At 39.4% G+C, this 18,858-nt stretch carries 13 protein-coding genes, 1 pseudogene and 2 other annotated features (1 of these 16 only partly in view); of the genes and pseudogenes, 4 read left to right on the forward strand and 10 right to left on the reverse strand.

The features are described 5' to 3' along the window. Nucleotides 1–228: 228 nt before the first annotated feature. The 3 genes from ACEN36_RS06970 to proB are packed head-to-tail and all read right to left on the reverse strand — an operon-like array spanning nt 229 to nt 3,434. Nucleotides 229–1,359, reverse strand: a complete 1,131-nt coding sequence (locus ACEN36_RS06970) for an NAD(P)/FAD-dependent oxidoreductase (protein WP_407126239.1) — start codon at nt 1,357–1,359, stop codon at nt 229–231. Further along, nucleotides 1,356–2,600: a glutamate-5-semialdehyde dehydrogenase gene (locus ACEN36_RS06975; protein WP_092481082.1), complete on the reverse strand. Its 1,245-nt coding sequence runs from the start codon at nt 2,598–2,600 to the stop codon at nt 1,356–1,358. Before ACEN36_RS06975 ends, ACEN36_RS06970 begins: the two co-directional genes overlap by 4 nt. A gap of 18 nt (nt 2,601–2,618) precedes the next feature. After that, a complete protein-coding gene (gene proB, locus ACEN36_RS06980) occupies nt 2,619–3,434 on the reverse strand; it encodes a glutamate 5-kinase (protein ID WP_407126240.1) in 816 nt (271 codons plus the stop codon). Between the two features lie 433 nt (nt 3,435–3,867). Between proB and abc-f the strand changes: the two genes are divergently transcribed. Continuing rightward, entirely contained in the window at nt 3,868–5,454 is a 1,587-nt protein-coding gene (gene abc-f, locus ACEN36_RS06985; protein WP_092481081.1) for a ribosomal protection-like ABC-F family protein, read from the forward strand. Between the two features lie 279 nt (nt 5,455–5,733). Then, nucleotides 5,734–6,609 (forward strand): annotated as a pseudogene (locus ACEN36_RS06990) (DUF4349 domain-containing protein). Between the two features lie 304 nt (nt 6,610–6,913). Here the strand turns inward: ACEN36_RS06990 and ACEN36_RS06995 are convergent. Continuing rightward, nucleotides 6,914–8,053 carry an acyl-CoA dehydrogenase family protein gene (locus ACEN36_RS06995; RefSeq protein ID WP_092481079.1) on the reverse strand — a complete coding sequence of 380 codons (1,140 nt, stop codon included), beginning with the start codon at nt 8,051–8,053 and terminating at the stop codon, nt 6,914–6,916. 479 nt (nt 8,054–8,532) lie between these two features. Between ACEN36_RS06995 and ACEN36_RS07000 the strand changes: the two genes are divergently transcribed. Beyond that, a complete protein-coding gene (locus ACEN36_RS07000; RefSeq protein ID WP_407126241.1) occupies nt 8,533–9,609 on the forward strand; it encodes an FUSC family protein in 1,077 nt (358 codons plus the stop codon). Between the two features lie 339 nt (nt 9,610–9,948). On the opposite strand, the gene ACEN36_RS07005 is transcribed toward ACEN36_RS07000, so the two are convergent. Continuing rightward, complete coding sequence (locus ACEN36_RS07005) at nt 9,949–10,464, reverse strand: type 1 glutamine amidotransferase domain-containing protein (RefSeq protein WP_407126242.1); 516 nt, start codon at nt 10,462–10,464, stop codon at nt 9,949–9,951. Between the two features lie 176 nt (nt 10,465–10,640). On the opposite strand from ACEN36_RS07005, the gene mgsA reads away from it, so the two are divergent. Next, nucleotides 10,641–11,072: a methylglyoxal synthase gene (gene mgsA / locus ACEN36_RS07010; protein WP_407126243.1), complete on the forward strand. Its 432-nt coding sequence runs from the start codon at nt 10,641–10,643 to the stop codon at nt 11,070–11,072. A gap of 54 nt (nt 11,073–11,126) precedes the next feature. On the opposite strand, the gene ACEN36_RS07015 is transcribed toward mgsA, so the two are convergent. The 5 genes from ACEN36_RS07015 to ACEN36_RS07035 form a co-directional block, all read right to left on the reverse strand. Further along, nucleotides 11,127–13,673: a vitamin B12-dependent ribonucleotide reductase gene (locus ACEN36_RS07015; protein WP_407126244.1), complete on the reverse strand. Its 2,547-nt coding sequence runs from the start codon at nt 13,671–13,673 to the stop codon at nt 11,127–11,129. 266 nt (nt 13,674–13,939) lie between these two features. After that, a complete protein-coding gene (locus ACEN36_RS07020) occupies nt 13,940–15,133 on the reverse strand; it encodes an amidohydrolase (RefSeq protein ID WP_407126245.1) in 1,194 nt (397 codons plus the stop codon). A gap of 300 nt (nt 15,134–15,433) precedes the next feature. Next, nucleotides 15,434–16,255 carry a MetQ/NlpA family ABC transporter substrate-binding protein gene (locus ACEN36_RS07025; protein ID WP_407126246.1) on the reverse strand — a complete coding sequence of 274 codons (822 nt, stop codon included), beginning with the start codon at nt 16,253–16,255 and terminating at the stop codon, nt 15,434–15,436. A 33-nt stretch (nt 16,256–16,288) separates the two neighbouring features. Beyond that, nucleotides 16,289–16,969, reverse strand: coding sequence for a methionine ABC transporter permease (locus tag ACEN36_RS07030; protein ID WP_407096708.1), 681 nt, complete (start codon nt 16,967–16,969; stop codon nt 16,289–16,291). A gap of 14 nt (nt 16,970–16,983) precedes the next feature. Further along, nucleotides 16,984–18,060 (reverse strand): methionine ABC transporter ATP-binding protein, encoded by a 1,077-nt coding sequence (locus tag ACEN36_RS07035; protein ID WP_407126247.1) that lies wholly within the window; start codon nt 18,058–18,060, stop codon nt 16,984–16,986. 292 nt (nt 18,061–18,352) lie between these two features. Next, nucleotides 18,353–18,613, reverse strand: a binding site (T-box leader). Nucleotides 18,614–18,673: 60 nt separating this feature from the next. Beyond that, nucleotides 18,674–18,858, reverse strand: a binding site (T-box leader); it runs 81 nt beyond the window's last position.

Here is an 18,858-nt window from a genome sequence, read left to right on the forward strand (position 1 = left end):
AGAATTTGGTTAGATTGTGAGCTAGAGTCTGCCTAGTGAACAATAGGCTTCAAAAAATCGGTTAGATTGTGAACTATAGCTTCACTAGCTCACAATAGTTCTCGAAAATCCCGGCAGAATATAAGCTAGAACCCCTCTAGCTTATATTTCCACTAAAAAACACCCTATCTAGCGCTCGGGATACATCGAGGAACGCTAATTAGGGTGTCTAGTGGATAACTAATTCTGTCATCTTTTAATGTAGTTTTCTATCGGATAATCTCCTACAGGCAAATCTGTAACCTCTCCATTAATGAGCTGTACCAAAATTTTCGCAATCATCGGGCCACTGGTCAGTCCTGACGAACCTAGTCCGCTTGCGGCATATAGCCCAGGGGCGTCGGGAACTTCTCCGAAAAATGGCGCAAAGTCGGAAGTATAAGCACGCGTACCCACACGAATCCCTTTGATATCTGCAACAGCTAGCTGAGGAGCCATTTCAATGGCTTCGTCCAGCATCACACGCAATTGTTGTTTAGTCGGCTCTAAATCATAACCTTGATCATTTTCATGAGTCGCACCGACAATCACTTTTCCGTTGGCAAATGGAATGATGTCTTTTTCCCCATCCGGCATAACCACCGGCCAATCGTCTGTCTTTGCATCCAAATGCAATTCGACCAATTGGCCTTTTTGAGGACGAATATCCACTGCATATCCCAGTGGCTCAAGCAATCCCGGTAACCAAGCACCGACTGCCAAAACGACTTTATCAAATGAGTACTGATTAGTTTCAGTCTTTAAGCGATAAGGTTGTTTTTCCCCAAGCTCGATAGTTAGTTGTACCTCATCATTATAGACTGAAGCACCATTTTTCTGAGCTTTTTCTTTTAATTTGCCAGTCAATAAGGCACCGTCAACTTTAGCACCGCCAGAAGCAAATAAGGCAGATTCTGTTGTTTCAAGAAGCGGCGTTTTTTCTTTGATTTCTTCAGGAGACAAGATCGCTAATTTTCCAATAGTAGGGGCATCCTCGCGTCGTTTTAAAGCAATTTTTTCTAATTTAGCTAAGAGTTTAGGCGTTTTTTTGAACACTAAAGTTCCGACTTGACGGTAAATGTCCGAACGAGCGGGATCTTCGCCTAAGTCTTGCATCAATTGAGGGTAAAAGGCCGCACCACTAGCGGCTAATTGGTACCACTGCTTGTTTCGACGTTGCGACAACCATGGACAAATAATCCCGGCTGCAGCTGAAGTAGCTTGACCAATTCCACTATCAAAAAGAGCCACCTCGTATTGAGAATGTTGGCTGAGGTAAAAAGCTGTTGTGGAGCCGACAATTCCGCCACCCACAACAGCAATCTTTACTTTTTCACTCATCGTATTTGACCATTCCCATAGACAATGGTTTTGTAAGAAGTTAATTCTGGCAATCCCATTGGTCCACGAGCGTGAATTTTTTGAGTACTGATGCCAATTTCCGCTCCAAATCCAAATTCAAATCCATCTGTAAAGCGAGTAGAAGCATTGATATAAACAGCAGCTGAATCGACTTCATGAAGGAATTGCTGACTAGATGCATAATCGTCTGTCACGATAGCTTCAGAATGCCCCGTGCTGTAACGATCAATGTGTTCAACTGCTTCTTCCAGATCTGAAACCACTTTAACAGCTAAAATGTAATCCAAAAATTCTGTTTCCCAATCTTCTTCAGTGGCAGGAATCGATTTGGACAAAATAGTACCCGCTTTTTCGTCTGCACGCAATTCAACATTGTATTCAGACAAGGCTGTTTCAATTTCAGGTAAGAAAGCAGCAGCCACATCTTCATGGATCAACAATGTTTCAGCAGCGTTGCATACGGACGGACGCGAGCATTTGGCATTGACGATAATGTCTTTAGCCATTTCAAGTTGCGCATCTTTATCAATGTACACGTGGCAATTGCCGACACCTGTTTCAATGACTGGGACTGTAGCATTTTCCACAACTGCTTTAATCAAACCAGCTCCGCCTCGAGGAATCAAAACATCTAAATACTCGGTCAATGTCATCAATCCTGTAGAGGATGCTCTAGAAGTATCTTCTACCAATTGAATCGATTGCTGAGGGAAATCCGTTTGACTCAAAGCTTTTTGTAAGATAGTAATAATCGCTTTATTCGTGTGAATCGCTTCTTTTCCACCACGCAAAATAACGGCATTTCCGGATTTAAAGCACAACACACCAGCATCTGTCGTGACATTTGGACGAGATTCATAAATGATTCCAATAACGCCTAAAGGAACGCTTTGACGGCCGATAGTTAAGCCGTTGTCCAGTGTACGCATAGAATGGACAGTTCCGATTGGATCGGGCAACCCAGCTACTTGTTTGATACCTTCTGCCATAGCGATGACGCGTTCTTCATTCAATGTCAGACGGTCCAACATCGTTCCTTTAATTCCGTTGCTTTCAGCGGCAGCTAAATCTTGTTGATTCGCTGTTAGAATATCCTTTTGGTGTTCCACTATTAATTGACTCATAATGAGTAGAGCTTGGTTTTTTTCTTGAGCAGAAGCTTGAGCTAATTTGCGCGAAGCTTTTTTGGCGTTTAGGCCTAACTGATTTAAAGTTTCCATAGTAAACTTCCTTTCTGGTTAATCTTTAGGAGTAAACAACGTTCCGACTTCTTTTCCGACCACGATATCAAAAATCGTATCCGGTACTTTTCCGTTCGTTAAGACCATTTGTGCATGAAGATTCAGCATGTGGTCTGCAGCTTTTAATTTCGTGATCATTCCACCCGTTCCAAATCGAGAACCTTGGCCACCGGATTGCTGGTAATGAGCGTCCGTAATGTCAGAAATTTCAGAGAATAAAACAGCATCTTGATGTGTATTCGGATTTTTATCATAGAATCCAGCTACATCCGTCAGCATGATCAATAAATCAGCGTTTGTAATTTCAGCAACAATCGCAGATAATTGGTCGTTGTCGCCAAACTTAGTCAAATGATCCAATTCTTCTACTGAAACTGAGTCGTTTTCGTTCACAATTGGGATGACGCCAGTTTTGAGTAATTGTTCAAATGTGTTTGAAGCATTTATTCGGCTTTCGGGAAAGTCTACAATATCGCGGGTCATTAAAATCTGCCCGATGATCTGACCGTAGCTAAGGAAAAATTTGCTGTATAGATTCATGAGTTGGCTTTGGCCGATAGCAGCGACCGCTTGTTGTTCCGGTATCGTTGCAGGGCGTGTGGACAAGTTAAGCAGATCCATGCCTACACCAATTGCACCAGATGAAACTAAAATAATATCTTTTCCTCTGTTTTGCAAATCGGTCAGTACAAATGCCAACCGCTCAATACGTTGTAAATTGACGCTCCCATTCGGGTACATTAAAGTGCTCGTACCCACTTTAATGATAATACGTTTGCTGTTAGCAACTTTTTTTCTGGCTAATGTATTCAAGTATGTCCCACCTTAATGTTTCATCATTTTAGTGATTATTGTATCAGTTTAACGAAAGAAAAACCACCACAGCAAGAAGAGGATTAAGATGAAAGCCTTTAAAATGAAAGGAAACACATTTTAAAATGACGCATAAAGAACAAATGAGGTGCAATACAAATGCTTGTATCAAGACGAATAAATTGCTAGAATAAAGGCGTAGAGAAATCTAAGAAAGGTACAGGTGTAAGCCGATGCGTATTATTCAATCTTAATTCAGAAAAGAATGTGTTGTTCTATAGAAGAAAAGTTGATGTTTTCAGCTTATTTGATATGGACAAAATAACAGGACTGAACGTAGATTGAATGGGACATAATGGCTATACCTATACTATAAATAGGCTTATTTAGTTATGTGCAGGCAATCTTCTTCAGAATTGAAGGAGGTTTTTTTGTGCTTTTAGAAGTAAAACAAATTGAAAAATCTATTGGAGAAAAGACACTATTTACGATACCAGAATGGCACATCTATGAAGGCGATCGAATCGGTATCGTTGGAAGGAATGGGTCCGGGAAAACGACGTTGCTGAATATTTTGGCTCAAAAAGAAGAGCCCGACACTGGTTTTGTCCAACTCAATGGCATGGCAGGCTTTATCGAGCAGTTGCCGGATCATGAACCATTGGATACGTTAAGCGGTGGAGAACAGACGAAACAACAAATCAATCGAGCATTGTCAATTCAGTCAGGGATTTTATTTGCGGATGAACCCACTAGTCACCTAGATACGGATGCCCGCCACTATTTGGAAAAACAACTGAAGCATTTTTCGGGAGCTGTCTTAGTAGTTTCCCATGATCGAGCTTTCTTGAATCGCGTGTGCAACCGGATCGTAGAGATAGAAGAAGGCAAGGTACATTTTTACACAGGAAATTATGAGTCCTATCAAGCTCAAAAAGAACAAGAAAAAGATTTTGCCCAGCAAGAATACGAGGCCTATACAAAAGAAAAGAAACGCTTAAAGAAAGCCATGATAAGTACTCATCAAAAATCAGAAAACTTACGAAAAGCACCTAAACGGATGGGTCCTTCTGAAGCGAGGTTGCATAAAATGGGCGGACAAGATTCCCGTAAAACCTTGGACAAAGCCGTGGGGAATTATGAGAAACGAATGGAACATTTGGAAGTGAAAGAAAAACCCGTTGATCTTTCGCCAGTTAAAATCCAATTGGACAAAGGAAGAGAGATTCACAATTCTATTTTGATTTCGGGTACAAAAATCCAGAAAAAATTTGGTTCACGAGTGTTGTTTGATAACGCAGAATTTCAGTTATTGAACCATTCAAGAACTGCTTTAATTGGACCAAATGGATCTGGGAAAACATCTTTAATCAAAATGATGCTCCAAGCAGAAAAAGGGATTCATTTGGCAAAAAATATTCATTTCGGCTATTTCAGCCAGTCATTGGATCTATTAGATGAATCTGAAACGATTTTAGAAAACGTGATGAAAAAAAGTACGAAAGAAGAATCATTTGTCCGTATGTTGTTGGCAAGACTATTATTTAAAGGCAATGCAGTATTTAAGCCCATTTCAGTTTTAAGCGGCGGAGAGAAAAACAAAGTTTCTTTAGCACTTTTATTGGCGAGTGATGCGAATGTATTGATATTGGATGAGCCAACGAATTATTTAGACATTGCTTCTATGGAAGCTATTGAAGAAGCCTTAAAGGGATATGAAGGAACTATTTTATTTGTTTCTCATGATGAGCAATTCGTCAACAATGTTGCGACTCACATTTGGCAAATTAAAGACCGAAAAGTTCTTGCAAAAGAAGTTGATACAGATGATGAGACCTTTAGCCAACAAGAAAAGCCGGAAAAAAAGAATGTTGCTAGTGAAGAAGAATTGCTTGTATTGGAAAATCGACTGAATGCAGTGATTTCAAAGTTATCTCTATTGCCGGAAAAAGAGCCTAAAGATCAATTGGAAGAAGAATATTCTACATTGCTCCAACAGATTCGTCAATTAAAAAAATAATCGTGGAATTTATAGAAGTTTTGGGACAATAGTTCAAACGTCTACTATAAAACCGAACGCATTTTGACCCGCTCCCTTCCTACGTTTTTCAAAAGGATTATATTTTAGTTCAGCTTTTAGAAAAGGTATACTAAAGCTATTAAAGAAGCATTGAGGAGGGGTTGGATGAAGAAGAAAGCCGGATTATGGACTTTAGCCCTATTATGCTTATTGGTTGGCTGTTCTTCAAATGGAGTAAGTGATTCAGAAAATGCTGCGGAGGATAAAGGCATTACCCAGATGAATGAAGCGCAAGATACCACATCCCAAGAAGAGAATAGCGCTAATTTATTGATCGGAGAAAAAGTTATCACCACGATAGACATGACTTACGAGACTATCGAGTATCAAAACTCTGTCACTCAGTTAAAAGAAATTATAGAAAAACATCAGGCTTATATCGAGACATCAAATGAAACGACAAATAGCTACAATGGCAACAGCAATAGGACAGAAGCCAAACTTCGTCAAGGAACGTTCTCTATTCGTATCCCAGTTGAAGCAGTGGATGATCTTTTAGCTGATTTAGAAGGAAACCTCGGAACTAAGGTCAGTGAACAAATTGGAAACGAAGATGCGACTAAACAGTATCAGGATACGCAGATGAGAATTGAAGTATTGCAACGCAAAGAAGACCGGTTGCTGGAATTATTAGATCAAGCTACAGTGATAGAAGACATTTTAGCGATTGAAAATAATTTATCCGAAACCGTTGCAGAGAGATAAATATTGCAGTCTCAAAATGATAACATCGATGAACTTGTGGAGTATTCTACTTTGTATCTAACGCTTTTGGAACGATCTAGAATCTCCAGCCAACCAGGTTCAACTATGCCATTTTGGGAGCGGGCAAAAGAAGCCATTGTGGATTCAGCGTACACATTCTATTACTGGCTTCAAGATACAGCTATCTGGTTGATTTATGCATTGCCTTATTTGATTATACTGGCGGTTATTGTTTTGTTAGTATTGGGAGTGCGCCGTACGAATTGGTGGAAGAAAAGAGAGGCTGAAAGAGCATCTAAAAACCGACAACCGAGTCGCTATCAAGAAAAGAAAAAAATAATGGCTAAAAGAAGCGACAAAAAAGAGCCGAAAGAGAAAGATTCAGAATAGAGTGGGCCTTTAAAAACAGTTGTGACTCCTATCCCTTAGCAGCAATAAAAAACACAAAAAAATCGATGACACAAAAAAGCACTCCCATTTGCCTAACGAAGCAAATGGGAGTGTTTGTGTTCAACTGCTTTAGCATACGTTGAATCACAGAAAAGGGCTGTCTCTACTTTGGAGGAGTAAAGAGTAAACAAGGGGTTGCTTGTTTATTTGGTATAAATAGAGTATAGCTTTCAAATATGAAGAATCTGTGATAGAACTTTTTTCTTTTAGCGAAATCAGTTTTTGCAGTCCCAATCCATTAAATTTATCTTTCAATGGGCCCTAGCAAAAGGTTTGCCCATGAATCATGGAGCGATTCTTGGTCAGAAGGTTGGAACAACCCAGCATAGACATCCCGCAGTAAACGAGACAATTCGCTACTGTTGGAGTAAGAACCGCCTCCAGAAGCGCGTACCATTTCTTCCACTGTTTTAAACGAAGCTTCCACAGAATAGTTTTTAATCGCGGACAGCCGCGGCATCCAATATTTTCCATGGTCCACATCGTTTTCCACATCATCGGCAAGGGTATTGATTTGAGGCGGAATAGAGTCTAATAATAAAGCAGCTTCCGCGATACGCCAACGGATATTTTTGTCTTGGTCGTAAGTCGTCCCTTGAGCAATTGATTTGCGCTTTTTCACACGTTCAATTCCTAATTCTAAAGCGCGTTTTCCAATTCCGTGATATGTTGCAGCTAGTAAGATTTCAAAGTGGGCAAAAATACCAAATACGACGGGATCAAAACTTGGTCCTGGAGCTACTTTTGTCAAAATATTTTTTTCAGCCGCATAAGCGCCCTCCAACATTAAGTTGTAGGATTGGGTACCTCGCATACCAAGTGTATCCCATTCTGGTTTAACTTGGACCGTTTCAGGATTGTTCTCGATATAAGCAAACACAGATTGCGGATCGCCGTTGTTATCATCCATTCCATAAGTCACCATACGAGTAGCTTCTCCAGACATCGAAATAAACACTTTTGGTCCATAAAAACGGTAACCGCCATCATCTTCAGGCTTCGCTTGGCAAATAGATCCAAAAAGAACACGATCATTAGCAGGCTCTGAAATAGCAAAAGAGAGCAAGTGCCCATCAACTGCATCTTTTAAAAGTTGTTCGCCTCGCTTATTACCATGGCTGATCATATATTTTCCAACGCCCACAATGATTTGATGCATATTAATACCTAAAGCTGTCGCAGGAGCTGCTTTTGCAAGACGAGTTTGCTCCTGTGCGATTTCTTTCAGCGTCAATCCATGGCCGCCATATTCTTTAGGCACAAAGGCTTTGTAATATCCCGCTGCCTTTAAGGCTTCGTAATCTTCATAGGGAAAACTATTTTCTTGATCGTATTTTGGTGCACGATTGTGAATCTCCTCTAATAAATCCTCGCTCAAAAACATGCTTTTTCCTCCTTGAATCCATTTATTTATATAACTAAAGATAATTCAAAACAAGTCGCCACTGCAAGCATACAAATGAAATAGGAAGGCTTTGAGGCGTATTATGGCTATTATTCTTTCAAATAAGTAGAAGAATCTCTTTTTTAAATACAATGATGTTTTTTTCAGAAATCTCTGGAGAAAACAAAAAAACCACTTGCTGCATGAGCAAGTGGTTAAAAGGAGTAGTACCTGATACTTTGGAGGAGTATAAGGTAAAAATGAAAATATAAAAAGTTGGTTGTTATTGGTATGAGTTAATAATACTCAACAATTGTGAAGAAATTATGCCTAAACTGTACATTTTTTTCTAATTGTATCTGGATAGGTTTGTCATAAAGAATAAACAAACAGCAAAAAAGGTGTATAATAGAAGAGTTACTGAAGTTTTGCTCGATAAATACAGGAACAATTAAATGAATAGAGTGGGTGATTGACGAATGAGCAAAATAGAAATAACCGTCAAAGATCTCTTATTGATCAAGGAAACGGATGATTCCCTCCTAAGAGTTTTTGGAGCTGGAATTACAACAGGATTGATGCTTTTTATTGGCTATTTCTCAGGCAACATGCAAATTGGAACTTTTGGGGCACTAGGTGCATTTGCCTTTTTGTATTACTTACCGATTCCAACAAAATTTTTAATGAGGCGAATTTCTAAAGTAGGAATTTGTATCATACTAGGATTCTTTTTGGGAGCTGTATCGACTTTTGTACCGTGGACGATTCCTATAACCATTAGTGTCATCAGTTTATTTGGTTTTATTATTTTTAGGATATTAAATGCACCGAAACCAGGAGCTTTTTTTGTCATTATGGTTAGTTCTATGGCAACAGGAACGTCATTAGACTTTATAGGAATCTTAAACGCTACCTCATATGTTGTATTTGGAGTGATAGCAGCTGTTCTTGTCGCTTCTGCAGTAGGAATAATGCATCGCAGATTAATTGGGGACATTGAGCCGTACAAATCCATTCCTTTTAGAGAAAAGCTTGATTATGCACTTAAAAATGATTCAAAATTATTGCTTTCTTCTATCCATCATGCAGGGATTATCTTTTTTGCGACTTATATCGGGATGTCTTTAGGATTAGGAAACCCTTATTGGGTCACGATTTCTTGTGCAGCAGTTCTGCAAGGAAGAGAATTGATCATTATTTTCCATCGGAACGTTCAAAGAATCATTGGAGGAATTATCGGATTACTATTAGGGATTATCTTATTTTCTCTAGATTTGAGTGTGCTTTCGACCATCATTATTATCACTGTTCTAAATATTTTTGTAGAATATTGTATGGTTCGGAATTACGGACTTGCTAATTTCTTTACCAATCCGCTATCTTTGTTGTTAGCTAGCTTGTCGAGTGGAGCTTTTGTAAATGACTTGGTCATTTATCGATTTGCAGGTTTGGTGTTAGGAAGTTTTATCGCGTTTATCGGAGCAGCTATTATTGCGCTGGCGATTATGCTGTATAAAGGCCAATTAAAAATACCAGAAAGACACCATAAACCATAAAAAATAAAGTAAATTTACATTGTAAATAGTGTGTGAGCTGAGAAGCTTATGCATTATTTTTTTAGCGAAAAAGCAGATAAAGCATATGGAATCCGGTCAAGAAGTTCACTCTGAAATTATTTTTTACAAAGATATTTAGACAATAAAAAAGTAGAAACCAGGGGAGGTTTCTACTTTTAGGGATAAGTCTCTTTTCATTAGGGGGAGAAAAGAGTCTGAAAATTTTTAGGTTTACTTAAACGACTAAAAATAGTATAACAATTTCCCAAAAACTTTTCATGAAAAATAGGTGAAGTTTTTAGGGTAGTTTAATGAAAAATTACTTATTTAGTAAGCGATTTAATCTAATGCAGCTACAATCGCTTTGTTGAAAGCGGGCAAATCATCTGGTGTACGACTGGAAATCATACCACTATCATCTGTCACAACTTCTGCATCAATAAAGTCAGCTCCAGCATTTTTTAAATCGATCGCTACTTGTTTAACGGAAGTCAATTTCTTACCTTTTACTACTTCAGCATTGATCAACAATTGAGGTCCATGACAGATAGAAAAAATAGGTTTTTGATCGTTTGCAAAAGCTTTGACAAATGCAAGGAAGCGATCATCTTTACGAAGCTGATCTGGAGAAAAACCGCCTGGAATATATAAAGCATCAAAATCTTCTGGTTTCACATCGTCAATTCCTTTGTCGATAGTAACAGAAGCTTCACCTTTTTTACCGTCAACTGTTTCACCAGCTTCAAATCCAATTGTAACTACTTCGTGGCCAGCTTCAGTTAATGCTTCATTTGGAGAAGTAAACTCAACATCTTCGAATAATTTGGTAATGACTGTTGCTACTTTTTTTCCCATAATAATCTCCTTCACTGTTGTTTTTTTGATTCTAAATTAAGTGTAACGAAATTAGAAAAGAGCATCAAGTAATAGGGCTTTTACAAAAAAATTCTCACAACATAGAACTTAGTTTCAAATGTAGAATGCTAAATGGTATGATAAGGAAGAAAAGATATTGGAATGGAGTGAGTGATTTGATTAAATTAAATATTGCTTTGATTGCCCATGATAAAAAGAAAGACGACATTGTGAAATTGAGTATCGCTTACCAAGAAATCTTAAAAAATCATACTCTTTATGCTACTGGAACGACCGGTGAAAGGATCATTGAAGCCACAGGATTGCCTATTCATCGTTTTAAATCAGGCCCATTAGGTGGAGATCAACAGATTGGTGCTTTCATCTCAGATAACAAAATGGATATGGTGATTTTTATACGTGATCCCTTGACTTCACAACCGCATGAACCGGATATTTCTGCTTTGTTGCGTTTGAGTGATGTCTATGAGATTCCTTTAGCAACAAACCTTGGGACAGCTGAAATGTTGTTGCGTGGGTTGGATGCTGGTTTCTTGAATTGGAGAGAAATTGCTAAAAAAAGAGAACGAGATTTAATCGATATTTAATCAAATGAAAAATCCCCATGGAACAATTGTCCATGGGGATTTTTCAATTTGATATTACAAACCACATTTCAATTGAGCATTACAGTTGGTACATGTGTTGCATCCACCAATATCTTCAACCGTACCTTGGCGGCAAATAGGACAAGTATCTCCAATTTCGTTACCAACAGTACTTTCTTCAACATTCGTAAATGTTTTGGTTTCCACTGTAGTTTCTTGAGGAGCTCCTATAGATGCGTCCTCTTCCCAATTATTTTCTTCCGCTTTAAGAGTCAATACTTGAGTATCGCGGCTGCCGTCAACGTAAACTGTACCGCCTTTAGCACCTCCGTTGTAAAGACGTTCATAAATTCCTTGAACTTGTTCTACGCTGTAACCACGTGGCGCATTTACCGTTTTAGAGATAGAGCTGTCTACCCATCGTTGGATTGTTGTTTGCACATCTACGTGAGCTTCAGGAGCTAATTCCATGGCTGAAACAAAGAATTCAGGAAGAGCATCTGCATTTGCTTCAGGATGCTTGTCCAAATATTCTTGAACGATATCCGCTTTGACTTCAATAAACTTGCCTAAACGTCCACTTCTATAGTAAGAGAAAGAGAAGTACGGTTCTAATCCAGTAGAGACACCGACCATCGTTCCTGTAGAACCTGTTGGCGCAACCGTCAATAAATGAGAATTACGAATACCATGTTTCAAGACGCCTTCACGAATGTGCTCCGGCATTTCTTTCATGTAGCCAGTGTTGATAAAGTTTTCTCTCAATTGAGCTGTTTCTTCATCAGTAGCTCCGATTAAGAATGGGAAACTGCCGCGTTCTTTAGCTAGTTCAATGGAAGCTTCATACGCGGAAACTGCAATCGTTTGGAAGACTTCGTCGACTAATTGATTGCCAGATTCAGAACCATAAGTCTCACCAGCATAAATCAATAAATCGGCTAATCCCATAACACCAAGACCAACTCGGCGTTCGCCAAGAGCTTGTTTTTCGTTTTCTTCTAAGAAGTAAGGAGTCGCATCAATAACGTTGTCTTGCATTCTAACGCCCGTTTTAACGGTTTGAGTCAATTTGTTAAAGTCTACAGATTGCGTATCTTTATTGACCATTTGTGCCAAATTAACGGCTGCTAAGTTGCAAACTGAAAAAGGAGCTAAAGGTTGTTCGCCACAAGGATTTGTAGCCACCACTTTTTGGCCGTATGCAGTAGCATTGGTTTTTTGGTTGGCATTGTCGATAAAGAAAACACCAGGTTCTGCAGAATAAGTCGCACAAATGTTGATCAATTTCCATAATTCGCGTGCACGAATAGAACGATAGACACGTATGCCATGGCCTTGAGCTTCCCACTCACGAACATCACCGCAGTCTGCCCAATGAGCATTGTAATAGTCCATTTCTTCAGGGCTGTAATTTTCAACATCAGGGAATTTCAATTGATATTCTTCGTCGTTTTCGACAGCCTGCATAAAATCATCTGTTAAGCACAGCGAAATATTGGCACCTGTTAAGAAATCTGGATTGTGAACAGAGTAAGTACCACCTGTGTGCAATTTATCTTCTGCTTCTTTGATAATAGAAACGTCAAATCCACCAGTTCCAGGCATGTTTTTGTAATTAAGGACTCCTTGATACAACGCTTTTTCTTTTTCACTGAAAGGAGTAAAGTTCAATTTTTCTTGAGCCAGCTGTTTGATTTGCTCGTCTTCTGTTTGCTCAATTAAGAAACGAAGAATACGAGGGTTTTGCATTTTGGAAATAATAAACTCAAGCACATCTGGATGCCAGTCAGCCAGCATGATCATTTGAGCACCTCGACGGCTGCCACCTTGTTCTACTAAATGGGTCAATTTAGCAATGTCGTCTAACCAAGAGATGGAACCAGAAGATTTCCCGTTTACTCCACGTGCTAATGTATTGCGAGGACGTAAAGTCGAACCATTTGTTCCCACACCGCCACCACGACTCATAATTTCCATGACTTGTTTCCGGTGATCAGAAATCCCTTCACGAGAGTCTTCTACAAAAGGCATCACGTAACAGTTAAAGTAAGTAACTTCTGTTTGAGAACCTGCACCATACAAGACACGACCGGCTGGAACAAAATTCAACGATTTCAATTCTGCGTAAAAGTCTTCGAAAGCAGCAGCTTGTTGAGAACCAGCTTCAACCTCTGATAATCCGCTGGCGTTTCGTTTTGCGATTTGTTCGTAATAGATTTCTAATGGCTTTTCAATGGTGTCGATACTACGAACGATTTCACCTGTTTCGCGTTCATGAGCATCTTCTAGATTACTTCTATATTCTTCTTCGACAAGAACCGTCACTTGATTTTTTTGATGATTCAGTTCGGTGATGAATCCAGTGCCGCGAGCAGGATATTTTGGATCTTCTTTAATGGTTAAGACCACTAAATCTCCCGTAGAGAGAGTCATTTTTGAGGTGTCTTTAAACGAATAGCGGTCGAGCATCACTAAACGAGAGACCCCCTCAAAAGTTAGACTCATCTCTTCAGTGATAGGGTGGACTTGAGGAAATCCTTTGATGTCCCCATTTAATTGTTTGATATTTAAAGTTGCGTTCGATGATATATTCATTGCCATAACCAACACTCCAATCTTTAGTCAATATTCGCACAAAAAAACACAATATATAGTGTTTCGAAAATAGTTTATACGCTATATATTGTAATACTTAGTTTATTATATATCAAACAAAATATGTTTTTAAGTCTTTATTTCTAACAGAAAATGTGCTTGTCTTTTGAAAAATCACATGAAAGCAAGAGTATCTAAGGAATATATCCAAATAAAAAAACTCAGAATTTTTTCTGAGTTTTTTTATAAGAATCGAATGACAAAACTGTCTATTATTCAGTTAAAAAGTCGAGTGCGTAATTCACATGCAGTTCCGTTGCGATAGCCAAACCGCGTTCATCGATATCGAAATTTTCGTGGTGGTGACCATACCAAGTATCTGGATCATCTGGGTTACGTGTTCCCACAAAAGCATACACGCCTTGAGCGACTGCTAAATAATCGGCAAAATCGTCAGCGCCCATACTTTTTGGTGAATCAGTAATGATATTTTCAACACCAACAATGCCAGCAGCTACTCGTTCAGCGCGTTTAGCTGCAATTGGGTCGTTGATAAGAGGAGCGGCAGCATCGTAGTTTTCAAATTCAATCGTCGTCCGATGAGCTTTGGCTACCTCACGAGCTACACGTTCCACAGCCTCCAAGACAAACTGGCGTGTTTCGTGGCTAAATGTGCGAACGGTTCCTTCTAAACTGGCTTCATTGGCGACAATATTGTACCGCGTGCCTGCGTTTAACACACCGACAGCAACAACTGCTTGATCCAATGGGTCTACTTCGCGTGCGACGATACTTTGCAATTCAACTGTGATAGCAGCTGCAGCTAGTAAAGCATCTTTTCCTAAATGTGGTTTGCCTACATGACTGCTTTTTCCATGCACTTTGATTTTAAAAATATCACATGATGCATTAGAAGCACCAGAAGTAATGTCGATTTTTCCAATAGGAGTGCCCGAAGAAACATGGATGCCAAATACTTGATCCACACCGTCTACAAAACCGCCTTTGACAAATTGACGAGCACCAGCACCGATTTCTTCAGCTTGCTGAAAAGCTAGTTTGATTGTTCCTTTGAAGTCTGCTTCATGATTTTTAAGAATTTTGGCGGCACCGAGTAGAGCAGAGGCGTGACCATCATGACCGCATGCATGATGTAAACCTGGTTTTAATGATTTATAAGGTTTGTCTTTAGCATCATCTAACTCCAATGCATCAATGTCCGCCCGCAAAAGTATGGTTTTACCTGGGCCTTTACCACCAGTGATCGTTCCAATAGCTCCAGTTTCACCGACAGACTCATGGGGTATACCTAATTTGTCGAGTTCTTCTTTAATACGTTTGATTGTTTCAAATTCTTTTAAGCTCGGTTCAGGATGTTGGTGGAAAAAACGTCTTAAAGCAATCACCTCATCGGCACCTTGTAAAATTTCTTCTTTGATTGTTGTTTGTGTGAGTGTTGTCGTCATGAATGATTTCCTCCTTAGAATGTTGGTGTTGCTGTTTTTTTGGTTTCTGATCTGAAACGAGCTGCGCAAGGCAGACTCTCTACGATTTCACTTTCCCTTTTAGTTGGGAAAAGCACCCAATTAAAAGGGAAAGGTGAACTCTACGAGAGTCTAAACGCCTTGCTCCGCTCTCTGTTTTAAACGAGTTGCGAAAAGCTGCCTATGCGACTATAAGCTAATCCCAACTGTCAGGTAAAAAACACCTGCCTGTTGGGATTTTCTTATAGTCGATAGGCAAAACGCTTTTCTTCGCTCTCTGTTTTAGTCCCAAGCTGGTACTGAGGAGCCTTTTGAGGATTCTGCGATTATTTCTTTAGTGTCTTCTGCTTGATAAGCTTCTACGACTTTTTGGTACAATTCGTTTTCTGTATCTTCGGCACGTGCTACGATGATGTTGATGTAGGGTTCAGAGTTGTCATCGACTGGTTCTAGGAAGATAGCGTCTTCTACAGGGACGAAACCTGCATCAACTGCCATACCGCTGTTAATGATGGAAACAGCTACGTCCGGAAGAGAGCGGGCTGTTTGAGCAGCATCTAGTTCTTGGATCTCAAGGTTTAAAGGGTTATCTGTAATATCGTTCACTGTAGGTGTTGTTTCAGCTGCAGGATCGACTGTTATCAGACCAGTTGTTTGCAATAGCAATAATGCACGACCGCCATTTGTAACGTCATTCGGAATAGCCACAATATCATTTTCTTTTATTTCTTCAATAGAAGTAAGGTTTTGAGAATAAATACCAAGTGGAGCGATCACGGTATTTCCAATAGCCGTTAAATCAGTGCCACTGTCCTCGTTGTAAGAATCTAAGAAGATTTGATGTTGGAAAGAGTTCAAGTCTACTTCGCCTTCATCCAATGCGTTATTGGGTTGTGCGTAGTCAGTGAATTTTACTAATTCTAACGTAATACCGTCTTCTTCTAACTTATCTGCTACAAAATCCCACACATCTTGATCTTCTCCGATAACACCCAATGTAACTGTTTGGTCTTCATCTCCTGCAGCTGTATTTCCACAAGCTGCTAAGACCAAAGCTCCAAAACCTAATACGATACTCGATAATAATTTTTTGCTGTTTTTCATGATAATTTCTCCTTTTAATGTGTTTTAGTTTGATTAATGACTGGTTTTTTTGACCAAATAATTTCCAAGCGCCTGACTGATAAAAACGATCAACAGAATTAGTAAAGTAGCTACAAGAGTGACATCCGTTTGGAATCGATTGTATCCTCGCGCGATAGCCAAGTTTCCTAAGCCACCACCACCAATAGCTCCTGCCATTGCTGTTAACCCCACTAAATTAATAATCGTTAAAGAGGAAACACGAATGATGGGCGTTAACCCTTCTTTCAAATACACTCTAAAAATAATTTCAAGAGGACTCGAGCCCATCGCTTCAGCGGCTTCAATTACACCAGGGTCAACTTCTAGTAAAGCATTTTGTATTTGTCGAGCAAAAAATGGTGTTGTCCCTACGATTAAAGGAATAATAGCAGCAGAAGTCCCGATGGAAGTTCCTACAACCAATCGTGTGAAAGGCACGATCAATGTCATCATAATAATGAAGGGGACGGAACGAAAAATATTAATAACTTGATCTAAAAAATTATAGATACGCTTATTTACGAGGATTCCTTTAGGTCCTGTAACCACTAGAATAATCCCTAGGAAGATTCCTAAAACTCCCGCAATAGCAGCAGTCAATAAGACCATATAAATTGTTTGGATAAAACTTTCAATCACTTCATCTTGAATTTCAATCACATTTGGAAAATACGTATTTAAGAATTGAGACATGATTCATTTCCCCCTTAACCAATTTTTTGTTTTAGTTTGAATTGAATGACTTTTTCAGACTGACTTGTCAGAATCTCCACAGCAACGTCTTTACTGGCTAGATAAGACAAGGCTTTTTGTTTTTGAGCGGGTTCTCCAGACAGAACGACCAATAAATTTCCTACCGGCGTTTCTTGCAATATCTCCACATTCCCAAAGAGAATATTGGTAGAGACATGGAACCGACTGGATAAAGTAGCGATTAAAGGTTCGCTGGTATTGGAACCGACATAAGAAATGTTGGCTAAGGTATCGTCTCCTTGCAAGTTCAATAGAGTAGGGTGGTTCAATATTTTTTCAAATGCTTGGTCCACATGAGTAGCGGTATTGATAAATTCTTTTGTGATTTGCTCTTTTGGCTGAGTGAAAATAGAAACCAAATCCCCGTCTTCAACAACATGCCCATTTTCCATTACAGCTACTTTGTTGCAGATTTCTTTGACCACTTGCATTTCATGAGTAATGATGACGATAGTTAATGACAAGCGCTCATTCAATTCTTTCAACAAGCTTAAAATAGAAAGGGTAGTCTTAGGATCTAAAGCACTTGTGGCTTCATCACAAAGCAGCACATCTGGATCATTCGCTAATGCTCTTGCTATAGCTACTCGTTGCTTTTGCCCACCGGAAAGTTGAGAAGGAAAAGCGTCGATTTTGTCTGAAAGTCCTACTAAATCAAGTAAATCGGCTACCTTTTGTTGAATAGCTGATTTGCTAAGCCCTGACTTACGTAGGGGATAAGCAATATTGCCAGCTACGGTGCGCGAATCCATCAGATTAAAGTGTTGGAAGATCATTCCAATCTTTTTCCGCGCAGCCCGCAACCCGCTAGGATTTAGTGCCAAAAGATCTTTTCCAGCAACGATTACTTTTCCGCTAGTAGGGCATTGCAATAAGTTGATTGTTCGAACCAACGTGCTTTTTCCGGCACCACTGTATCCGACAATTCCATAAACATCTCCTTTATCTACTGAAAGCGAAACCTCTTCAACAGCTTTAATTGGTGCATTTGCACTTCCAAAAGTAACTCCAATATCTTTTAATGTAATCATTTAATGTCCTCCTCAAATTTTTTCTCAACTGGTACAAGAGCTAAATGCTTTTTACTGCTCTCTGTTTTTGAAACGAGCTGCGCAAGCCTGACTTCCTATGATTTCATTTCTGCTTTTTGTTGGTAAAAACCACCAACTAAAAGCAGAAAATGAACTCTACGGAAGTCAAAACGGCTGGCCCCGCTCTCTATAAGAAACGAGCTGCGCATGGCAGCTTTCGCGTCTATAAGCTAAACGCTTTTCTTCGTTCTCTAATAAAAAAAGCGCTCGTCCTTTTCTATAATTGTTTATAGAAAAGGACGAACGCTTTTTTGTTCGTGTTACCACCTTTTTTCAAGATTCCCTCACAGAAATCTCCTCATCAAGTACCTGAACAAATTGCTCAGAGACTCTAGCACTGTAATGGGTGCGCCCATGATAGCCTTGTGCTTTTCAGCATTCGGTATCCCGCTCAGAGGCCATTTTCCTTCGATGTCTAGCAAACCTGTTCTCAGCAATTCAGGCTCTCTGTTGTTGCTTTTTAAAGAAGTACTTTTCTCGTCAATGCGTTAGTAGAAAGAGTTATTTAATTGTAAAAAAAATCGTCCTTAACAACAGTCATTCAATGACCGTTGTTAAGGACGATAGCTATAGTCGCTTCGTGTTACCACCTTAATTTATAAACTTATTGCTAAGTTTACCTCTATCAGTACAAAAGACAAATGCATCTTTTCATACTGGGGCACTGTAACAGGTGCTTCCCGTAATAAGCTATATCTCTTGGATAGTCGCTTATTCCACTCAAAGACCATCTTCTGT

This window comes from Desemzia sp. FAM 23989 (assembly GCF_045528345.1).
GTDB lineage: Bacteria > Bacillota > Bacilli > Lactobacillales > Carnobacteriaceae > Desemzia.